This window comes from Mycobacterium sp. (genome assembly GCF_050700595.1).
Lineage (GTDB): Bacteria > Actinomycetota > Actinomycetes > Mycobacteriales > Mycobacteriaceae > Mycobacterium.
The window spans coordinates 1-9,966 of record NZ_JBOHHI010000103.1 but is presented as its reverse complement, the minus strand read 5'-3'; the positions used below and the strand labels follow the sequence as shown (position 1 = coordinate 9,966).

At 64.5% G+C, this 9,966-nt stretch carries 8 protein-coding genes and 1 pseudogene; 6 read left to right on the top strand and 3 right to left on the bottom strand.

Annotated features, from left to right (window positions below; translation table 11 throughout):
* Together ACRDTL_RS10095 and ACRDTL_RS10090 are read right to left on the bottom strand one after the other, a co-directional pair.
* A partial coding sequence (locus tag ACRDTL_RS10095) for an NAD(P)H-hydrate dehydratase (RefSeq protein WP_431506566.1) occupies window positions 1-1,337 on the bottom strand: 1,337 nt, incomplete at its 3' end.
* Window positions 1,338-1,414: 77 nt separating this feature from the next.
* Window positions 1,415-2,074 (bottom strand): rhomboid-like protein, encoded by a 660-nt coding sequence (locus tag ACRDTL_RS10090; RefSeq protein WP_431506565.1) that lies wholly within the window; start codon window positions 2,072-2,074, stop codon window positions 1,415-1,417.
* Window positions 2,075-2,168: 94 nt separating this feature from the next.
* Here ACRDTL_RS10090 and ACRDTL_RS10085 point away from each other — a divergent pair.
* The 6 genes and pseudogenes from ACRDTL_RS10085 (at window position 2,169) to ACRDTL_RS10060 (ending at window position 9,538) form a co-directional block, all read left to right on the top strand.
* A pseudogene (locus ACRDTL_RS10085) lies at window positions 2,169-4,110 on the top strand (flavin-containing monooxygenase).
* Window positions 4,107-4,844 (top strand): SDR family NAD(P)-dependent oxidoreductase, encoded by a 738-nt coding sequence (locus ACRDTL_RS10080; RefSeq protein WP_431506564.1) that lies wholly within the window; start codon window positions 4,107-4,109, stop codon window positions 4,842-4,844. Before ACRDTL_RS10085 ends, ACRDTL_RS10080 begins: the two are co-directional and overlap by 4 nt.
* A gap of 117 nt (window positions 4,845-4,961) precedes the next feature.
* Window positions 4,962-5,402: an OsmC family peroxiredoxin gene (locus ACRDTL_RS10075; protein WP_431506563.1), complete on the top strand. Its 441-nt coding sequence runs from the start codon at window positions 4,962-4,964 to the stop codon at window positions 5,400-5,402.
* Between the two features lie 8 nt (window positions 5,403-5,410).
* Window positions 5,411-5,884: a hemerythrin domain-containing protein gene (locus ACRDTL_RS10070; RefSeq protein ID WP_431506562.1), complete on the top strand. Its 474-nt coding sequence runs from the start codon at window positions 5,411-5,413 to the stop codon at window positions 5,882-5,884.
* A 253-nt stretch (window positions 5,885-6,137) separates the two neighbouring features.
* Window positions 6,138-6,557 (top strand): MmpS family protein, encoded by a 420-nt coding sequence (locus ACRDTL_RS10065; protein WP_431506561.1) that lies wholly within the window; start codon window positions 6,138-6,140, stop codon window positions 6,555-6,557.
* Window positions 6,554-9,538: an RND family transporter gene (locus ACRDTL_RS10060; RefSeq protein ID WP_431506560.1), complete on the top strand. Its 2,985-nt coding sequence runs from the start codon at window positions 6,554-6,556 to the stop codon at window positions 9,536-9,538. Before ACRDTL_RS10065 ends, ACRDTL_RS10060 begins: the two co-directional genes overlap by 4 nt.
* Before the next feature lie 89 nt (window positions 9,539-9,627).
* Here ACRDTL_RS10060 and ACRDTL_RS10055 read toward each other — a convergent pair.
* Window positions 9,628-9,966, bottom strand: a 339-nt coding sequence (locus tag ACRDTL_RS10055; RefSeq protein ID WP_431506559.1) for an SIS domain-containing protein, incomplete at its 5' end; no start/stop codon positions are given.

Below are 9,966 nucleotides of genomic sequence, written 5' to 3'. Positions count from 1 at the left end.
GCCGCGCGGGCATGCACGAACGCGGCCGCGGCCGCCGCCTCGCCGGCCGGCAGCCCGGCGGCGAGCAGCGCGCCGATCATGCCGGACAGCACGTCTCCGGAGCCGGCGGTGGCCGCCCAGGACTGGCCGGCCGGATTGAGGTAGACCGTGCCACCCGGCTCGGCGATGACGGTGACGTTGCCCTTGAGCAGCACGGTGGCGCCGAACGCGTCGGCCAGCTTGCGCGTCGCGCCGACGCGGTCCTCGCCCGGCGGAGCGCCGGCCAGGCGAGCGAACTCACCGGCGTGCGGCGTCAGCACGGTCGGGGCGTCGCGGCCGGCGACCATGTCGGGATGGGCCGCCACGATGGTCAGCCCGTCGGCGTCGACGATCACCGGCAGGTCGGTGTCCAACACGAACCACAGCGCAGCGGCCCCGTTGTCTTCGGTGCCCAGCCCGGGCCCGACGACCCAGGACTGCACCCGCCCGGCCGCGGCGGGGCTGGGCGCCGCGACGGCCTCGGGCCAGTGCGATAGCACCTGGTCCAGCGCACTGCCCGCGTAGCGGACCATCCCGGACGTGGCCGCGATCGCCGCCCCCGTGCACAGCACCGCGGCGCCCGGATACGTCGACGAGCCCGCCAGGACACCGGTCACTCCCTGGGTGTACTTGTCGTCGTGGGGTCCGGGCACCGGCCAGCGCGCGGCTACGTCGGCGGCCTCGAAGCCGAGCATGTCGGTATCCGGCAGGTCCAGGCCGATATCCACCAATTTCACGCGGCCGCAGTCGGCCAGCGCGTGTACGGGTTTGCGCCCGCCGAAGGTGACCGTCGACGCGGCGTGCACGGCCGCACCGGTGATCGTCCCGGTCGTCACGTCGATACCGCTGGGGATGTCGACGGCCACCACCGGGATCGCGGCCACGCCCGGCTTTTCCAGAGCCGCGAAAACCTCGGCCGCCGCCGGCCGCAGCGGGCCGGTCCCTGAGATGCCCACCACACCATCAATAACCAGATCGGTCGCGGCCGAAACACTTTGGACAATGCGGCCACCGGCTTTGGTGAACGCCGCCAGTCCCTTGCGATGGGCGCGGTCCGGGCTGAGCAGCACGGCGTCAGCGGCGGCGCCACGGCGGCGCAGGAACGTCGCCGCCCACAGCGCGTCGCCGCCGTTGTCGCCCGAGCCGACGACCGCGCACACGCGCCGACCGGCCACCCCGCCGGTGCGGGCGGTCAACTCGGCGATTATCGCGGTGGCCAATCCGAACGCCGCGCGTCGCATCAACGCACCGTCGGGCAGGCCGGCCAGCAGCGGCGCTTCGGCCTGACGAATCGTCTCAGCCGAGTAGTAGCGCCGCATCAGCTGATACTCCTCCGCTCGGCTTGATTGCCCGGCTCGCCCGCGCCTCACCAAGGTTACGTGGCCCGAGGTGCCGCTCACCGCGACCCGGACTTAGCCGTCAGCCTGCGGAATGCCCGGGCCGGATTGAGCGGTGGGCCGTCGCGTCGGCGGGCCATCGGATAAAAGCACAGCCCGATGAAGATCGCCGAGAAGTGGCCGATCGCGGTGAAGTTCAGGTCCGCGCTCAGCCCTGCGCCGTAGTAGATGACCAGCGCCGCCAGATAGCCCCATCGCCACGGCGACGCAATGTGGTAGGTCAGCACCGCCATCACTCCGACCATGAAGTAGCTGACCCCGACGTCGCGAACGTGGACCATCCTCTCGGGCTCCATGTGCTGCTGGATCGCCAGATACAGCAAGCCTTCGCTGATATAGGTGGCGACGGTATGCGCGGTGAGACCGACTGCCAGCCAGCGTATTTGTCTCAGCCACTGCTCGGCCGGCGCCAGGAAGAGCGTGAACAGCAGTAGGCACATCAACCAGTCCGTGCCGTCGACCCAGAACAGGCTGACGAAGAGCACGTACAGCGGGTCGGTGCCTAAATGATGAATGTTGGTGGAGCGATGGACGAGTACGGCATGCAACTCGTGGCGGCTGAGTTGGTATTGCACGACCGTGGTGACCAGCAGCACCGCCAGCCACAGATACGTCAGCGGCGCGCCGCGCACGAACCGCCACCCCGCCTTTAACCTCACGTTCGGCCCCTTGATCCGTTACGACGCCACGCGTATCGTATCGGCCTATTACGAAACCGTGAGTAGCGTAATGGTGCGAAAGGACTCTTACGTGATGCGCAGTCGCTACGCCGGCCAGCCGTTCACCACACCGACCGCCGACATCGATGCCGCACTACAGCAGGTCAGCATTCCGACGCTGCTGCTCTCGCTCGTGCACATCACCGGCGACCCGCGCTTTATCCGCGACTTCAAACAGGCCGGCATCTTCCTCAACGAAGTTCAGGGGTTCATGTCGGAGGAGGACAAGGCTCGCGCCCGCACCGAAGCATTGCCGGTGATCACCGACTATCGCGACCGCGGCTGTCCCGAGCCGGCGCCGCTGCCCCGCGAGCTGATTCAGGAAATGATGAACTGGGCGGCGTGCGAGACCGTCCCCGACGGCTACCTCGCCTTGCTCGTCGAAGAACTGGACCTCGATGGGGTCGATCCCCGCCGCCCGGCGCCGCTGGACCCGGCCCGCGCCGCCGAACTGCCCGTGGTGGTTATCGGCTGCGGTGAATCCGGCATCCTGGCCGGAATTCGCCTCAAGCAGGCCAGCATTCCGTTCACGATAATCGAGAAAAACGCAGGCCCGGGCGGAACCTGGTGGGAGAACAGCTATCCCGGTGCCCGGGTTGACGTCGCTAACCACTTCTATTGTTACAGCTTCGAGCCCAGCAACGACTGGATGCACTTCTTCGCCGAACAGCCGGAGTTGCAGGCGTATTTCACCGGGCTGATCGACAAGCACGGTCTGGGCCGGCATGTGCGGTGGCAGACGGAGGTGACCGCAGCCGCCTGGAACGACCGCGACGGCATGTGGACGGTCAGGGCGCGCTCGCCCTACGGCGGGGTTGCCACGATGCGCGCGCGTGCCGTCATCACCGCCGTCGGCCAACTGAACCGGCCACTCATGCCTGAATTCGACGGCGCCGACACCTTCACCGGACCGTCATTTCATTCCGCAGCCTGGGACCACACCGTCGACCTCTCCGGCAAGCGTGTTGCGCTGATCGGCGCCGGCGCCAGCGGTTTTCAGATCGCATCGGCAATCGCCGACGACGTCGCGCATCTCACCGTCTTTCAGCGCACCGCGCAGTGGATGTTCCCTAACCCGATGTACCACGACTCTGTCGGCGATGGCGTGCGCTGGGCGATGACCCACTTGCCGTTCTACGGCCGCTGGTACCGGTTTTTGGTCATGTGGCCCGGTGCCGACAAAGGGCTTGACGCGGCCCGGGTCGACCCGGGCTACCCCGATCAGGACTATGCGGTCAGCGAGATCAACGCCGCCGCCCGGCTGATGTTCACCGACTGGATCACCAATCAGGTTGGTAAAGACCAGGATCTGTTGGCCAAGGTGCTACCGGACTACCCGGCAACCGGCAACCGGCAAACGAACCCTGCAGGACAACGGCAGCTGGCTTACCACGCTGCGCCGCGACAACGTCGATCTGGTGCGCACCCCGATCCAGCGGATTGCCTCCGACGGTGTCGTCACCGCCGACGGCGTCGATCACGACGCCGATATCATCGTCTACGCCACCGGGTTCCGGCACACCGATGTGCTCTGGCCGATGACGATCACCGGCCGCGACGGTGTTGATTTGCGCAGCACCTGGGGGCGACGCCCGTACGCCCATCTGGGGATCACCGTTCCGGGATTCCCCAACTTCTTCCTGATCTACGGGCCGGGCGCGCATCTCGCCCACGGCGGGAGCCTGATCTTCAACTCCGAGCTGCAGATGCGCTACATCGACAGCTGCCTAAAAGAGTTGGTCGACAAGGGCCTTCACTGCATCGAACCGACCGCAGAAGCGGCCGGTGCGTGGCATCAGCGCACCCAGGACGAGATCAAGAAGATGGTGTGGGCGCACCCGGCGGTCAAGCACTCCTACTTCAAAAACGCCGATGGGGAGATCCACACGGTCAGCCCGTGGCGGCTCGACGAGTACTGGGCGGCGGTGCGTGAACCCGACTGGTCGGAGTTTGTCGTGCGGAAAGGGGAACAGTGAGCGGAGTAGTCGTTACCGGAGCCGCGTCGGGTATCGGCCGGGCGTGCGCCGAGGCGCTGGTGGCCGACGGGCGGCGGGTGGCGTTGTGGGACATTGCGCCCGCGGTGCAGCAGGTCGCGTCCGAAATGGGCATGCCGGGTTCGGTTGTCGACGTCAGTGACGATGCCGCACTGGCCGATGCGGTGGCAGCCACCGAGGCCGCGCTCGACGGCGTCGACGGGCTGGTGCACGCGGCCGGCCGGGTGCTCGCCGAACCGGTCGGCGCCTACACCGGCGAAAGTTGGGACGCCATCCTCGACGTGAACCTGCGGGCGCAGGCGATGCTGGTGCAATTGCTGCTGCCGCACCTGGAGAAATCTGCCCGCGAGGGCCGCGCACCGGCTGTGGTCGGCATCTCCAGCATCGAGGGCCTGGCCGCCAACCCGTTCATTCCGGCCTACTGCGCATCCAAGGCCGGCCTGCTCGGGCTGACCCGGTCAATGGCCGCGCAGCTGGGCCCGGCCGGAATCCGGGTCAACGCGGTGTGCCCGGGCTTCATCCACACGCCGATGCTGCAGATCGCGCTCGACGTCGAGGAGGTCCGCGCCGGTTTCGTGCAGGCCGCCCCGCTGGGCCGGATCGGCGAGCCCGCCGAGGTCGCACAGGCGGTGGCGTTCCTGATGTCGCCGCGGGCGTCGTTCATCACCGGCACTCACCTCGTCGTCGACGGCGGTGTCACCGCCCGGCACCCCTGACCTCGCGTCTGGTCATCCCCCCCGGGATCGTCTAGTGTTTACACAAGCTGCGATTGTAAAAACTACTGCCCCGGGTATCAGCGCGGGATAGCACGGATATAGAGGAGTCGGGTGTCGATGAGCATTGCGGAACGGACTACGCAGACAACGTGGGAGGGCTCACTGGCCGCCGGCGGCGGCGCACTGTCAGCGGGCAGCAGCGGAGCGCTCGACGGCTTGGCGGTGAGCTGGGCGGCGCGCACCGAACAGCCGGGCGGCAAGACCAGCCCGGAGGAGTTGGCGGCCGCCGCGCATTCCTCATGTTTTGCGATGGCCCTGACGTTGAAGCTGGGCGAGAACAACACACCGCCGCAGCGGCTGAATGTGCAATCCACGGTGACACTCGACGAGGTTGACGGGGTTCCGACGATCACAACCTCACAGTTGCGGGTGCGCGCGCAGGTGCCGGGGTTGGATGCCGGCACCTTCGCGACTGTGGTTGACCAGGCCGCCGCGTTATGTCCGGTGTCGCGGCTGTTCGCCGGTGCCCGCATCAGTGTCGACGCCGAACTCGAGTAGGGGCGAGCGTGTCCGATGAATCGTTAGCGGCGGCATTGGAACGCGAGCACCACGAAATCGACGCTGGCATCGCGGCTTTCGTCGAACAGCTCGAGAGCGGCAGCCTGCGGCCGGAACCGCTGATCACGGCATTGGACGCACTGCGCCGGCATATCTACCTCGAAGAGGTGTTCCTGTTCCCGCCGATCCACCAGGGCGGGATGGTGATGCCGATCTTCGTGATGCTGCGTGAGCATGGCGAACTGTGGCACACCATCGATGCCTTGACCGGGCTGCTGACCGAGGGAGCCGACGTCGACCGACTGCGGGAAACCTGCCGCCGGCTGGCCGGCCAGCTCGCCGCGCACAATGCGAAAGAAGAACCGGTCATCTACCCGCACGCCGACACCGACCTGCCCGCCCAGACCAGTGCGGAATTGGCCCGATTCATCGAGTGCGGCAGCACCCCGGCCGGCTGGGTGTGCCAGCAAGGCGCGGCCTGATTGACCCGAGTGCCCGACGAGACCACCTGAGGCAGCGAGGAATTCGCAGGCAAGCATCCCGGTGACGCAACGGCCAGTGACCCGCGCGTCCACGTTTCGTCGGGCCGCCCACGGCGGCTGAGGTCGACGATGTGTACCTCGTATTTCGGCCCCCAAATTGACGGGCCTGTTCTATGCTACTTGTGCACAATAACAGATGGGACGATCCGTTGGCCAAAGACGGTGGGGTGAGGATGCTTTGGTTACCAGCGTCATGAAACGGGTTTGGATCCCGATAGTCGTCGTGGCCATCGTCGCTGTGTCGGGGTTCTGCGTCTATCGGCTCCGCGGTTTTTTCGGCGTGCACGACTCCGGGTCGGATACCAGCGCCATTTCTGATGACATCAAGCCGTTCAACCCCAAGCACGTGACCTATGAAGTCTTCGGCCCCGCCGGGACCGTGGCAAAAATCAACTACCTGGACGTCACTGCGCAGCCCCGGCGAGTCGACAACGTCACCCTCCCGTGGTCACTCTCCGCCACGACGACACAGCCCGCGGTGAGTGTCAACGTTGTGGCACAGGGTGATAGCGACGAGATCGGCTGCCGGATCATCGTGAACGGCGTAGTCAAGGACGAAAGGTCCGCAATCGGTTTGAACGCCCAAACGTTCTGCGTGGTGAAAGCGGCATGAGCGACAAACCCGCATCGGCTTTGATTCCGCCCGTTCTGTCGCGGGTGGTCCACCGCTCTGCGGTGCCGATCGTCCTTTTCTGGTTGGGACTCACGGTCATCCTGAATACCGTCGTTCCGCAATTGGAAGTGGTCGGAAGAGCACACACGGTATCGCTGACTCCCGCCGAGGCGCCGTCAATGCAGGCGATGAAGCGCATCGGTCAGGTGTTCCACGAGTTCGACACCGACAGCGCGCTCATGATCGTGATCGAGGGCGATAACCCGCTCGGCGACGGGGCCCACCGGTTTTACGACGAGCTGATCCGCCAGCTTTCGCAGGACAAGAAGCATGTCGAGTACATCCAGGACTTCTGGGGAGATCCGCTGACGGCCGCGGGCGCGCAAAGCTCGGACGGAAAAGCCGCCTATGTCCAGCTGTACCTCGTCGGTAAGCAAGGTGAGGCGTTGGCCAACCAATCCGTCGCCTCCGTCCGACACATCGTGAGCACCACACCGCCACCACCCGGGGTCAAGGCTTACGTCGCCGGCGGGGCAGCGGTAACCGCCGATGGCGTCGACGTCGGTGACAAAGGCGTCGCAAAGGTCACCGCGATAACCAGCCTGGTGATCTTTGCGATGTTGCTTTTTGTCTACCGCTCTGTCGTCACCGTGATCGTTATCCTCGTCACGGTTGGCGTCGAGTTGGCCGCGGCCCGGGGAGTCGTCGCAATTCTGGCCTACCACAACATCATCGGGCTTTCGACGTATGCGGTTAACCTGCTCGTGCTGATGGCCATCGCGGCCGGCACCGACTACACGATATTCATTCTCGGACGTTATCAAGAAGCGCGCCACGCCGGTGAGGACCGGACAACCGCGTACTACACAATGTTCGCCGGGACGGCCCACGTTGTCTTGGGTTCGGGCCTGACCATTGCCGGTGCGATGTACTGCCTCAGCCTCACCAGACTGCCCTACTTTCACAGCCTGGGCCCTACCTGCGCAATCGGCATGCTGGTGGTGGTCGTCGCCGCGCTCACGCTGGCTCCGGCCGTCCTGACCATCGGCAGTTTCTTCCATCTCTTCGACCCCAAGCGAGGGATGCAGACGCGGAGATGGCGCCGGCTGGGAACCGCCATCGTCCGTTGGCCGCGGCCGATCCTCACCGTGACGATCGCGGTGACCGTGATCGGCCTACTCGCCCTGCCGGGATACAAGACGAATTACGACATTCGGCGTTACATGCCTGCCGATATGCCGGCCAATATCGGATATCAGGCTGCGGGCCGCCACTTTTCCCAGTCGCGGATGAATCCCGAACTGCTGTTGATCGAGGCCGACCACGATATGCGCGATCCGGCGGGCATGCTGGTATTGGACCGGGTCGCCAGAGCCGTCTTTCACATTCCTGGTATCTCGCGGGTGCAGGCGATAACAAGGCCCTGGGGAACGCCGATCGAGCATACTTCGATACCGTTCCTGATCAGCATGCAGAACACCGCTCAGATCGAGAACATGGACTATCTGAAAGACCGGATGGCTGACATGCTGACGCAGGCGAACGCGCTGCAGCAATCCATCGACATCATGGAGCGCATGTATCGCATCATGGAAAAGATGGTCGCCACCACCCATCGCATGGACAGTGATACGCATGACATGCTGGCCATCACGAATGACCTCAGAGATCACATTGCCGATTTCGATGACTTCTGGCGGCCGATCCGCAGCTACTTCTATTGGGAAAAGCACTGTTTCGATATCCCGATATGCTGGTCGCTACGAGCCATGTTCGACGCACTGGACAATGTAGACCAGCTGACCGCGAAGCTGGGAGATCTCACGGCGGACCTGGACGTCATGGATTCGCTGATGCCACAGATGCTCGCGCAGATTCCCCCGCAGATCGCGGTGATGAAGACCATGAAGACGATGATGCTGACCATGCACAGCACGATGTCCTCGTTCTATGACCAGATCGACGTCATGAGCCAGAATTCGACGGCGATGGGAAAGGCCTTTGACTCCGCCAAAAACGATGACTCGTTCTATCTCCCGCCCGAGGTTTTCAACAACCCCGATTTCAAGCGGGGCCTGAAACTGTTCGTGTCCCCGGACGGCAAGGCCGCTCGCTTCATCATCTCTCATGACGGAGATCCCGCGACGCCCGAGGGGATCTCACATCTCGACGCGATCAAGCTAGCGGCGAAGGAAGCCATAAAGGGAACGCCTTTGGAGGGCTCCAAGCTCTATATCGGCGGCACCGCTGCAACATACAAGGACATGCGTGACGGCTCCAAATACGATCTGCTGATCGCCGGAATAGCCGCGGTCAGTTTGGTTTTCATCATCATGCTGATCATCATCCGAAGTGCGGTCGCCGCGTTGGTGATCGTGGGCACCGTGCTGCTTTCGTTGGGCACCTCTTTCGGGCTCTCCGTACTTGTCTGGCAGGATATTCTCGGCATCGAGTTGCACTGGATGGTGCTTCCGATGTCGCTCATCATCCTGTTGGCTGTGGGTTCCGACTACAACCTGCTCTTGATCTCCCGGTTCAAGGAGGAGCTCGGAGCCGGCTTGAAGACGGGGATTATCCGGGCGATGGCCGGCACGGGCGTGGTGGTGACGTCTGCCGGCCTGGTGTTCGCGGCGACCATGTCCTCGTTCGTGTTCAGCGATTTGCGGGTTATCGGTCAGGTGGGTACCACGATCGGCCTCGGCTTGTTGTTCGACACGCTGATCGTTCGCACGTTCATGGCGCCGTCGGTCGCGGTGCTGCTCGGGCCCTGGTTCTGGTGGCCGCTAAAAGTGCGCCGGCGCCCCGCCAGTCAGATGCTTCAGGCCTTTGGATCCCGTTCCCTGGTTCGTTCCCTGCTGGTGCCGACGAACGGTCACGCACCGGTTACCGATCGGCTGCCGGCGATGTCGCTTCCCAACGGCGAAGCGTCGGGCCGCCATGCCGGCAACGGCCATGACACCCTGGCGCCTACTCGACGATGACCGACTTGGCCGGATTGACCGCCAGTCAGAAGCTACGGCTGCGATCCTCGCCAAATCACGACCCCGGCTTCTGTTTCGCGCAGATTCTCCTATTCGACGGTGACCGACTTGGCCAGATTCCGCGGCTTGTCGACGTCATAACCACGGGCCTGCGCCACTGACGCGGCGAACACCTGCAGCGGGATCGTCGACAGCAAAGGCTGGAAAAGTGTTGACACCGCGGGGATTTCGATCAGGTGATCGGCGTAGGGACGCACCGTGTCGTCGCCATCCTCAGCGATGACGATGGTGATCGCCCCGCGGGTCTGGATCTCGCGGATGTTGGACATCAGCTTGTCGTGCAGCACCGCCGCGCTCTTGGGTGACGGCATCACGACGATTACCGGCAGATCATCTTCGATCAGCGCGATCGGGCCATGCTTGAGCTC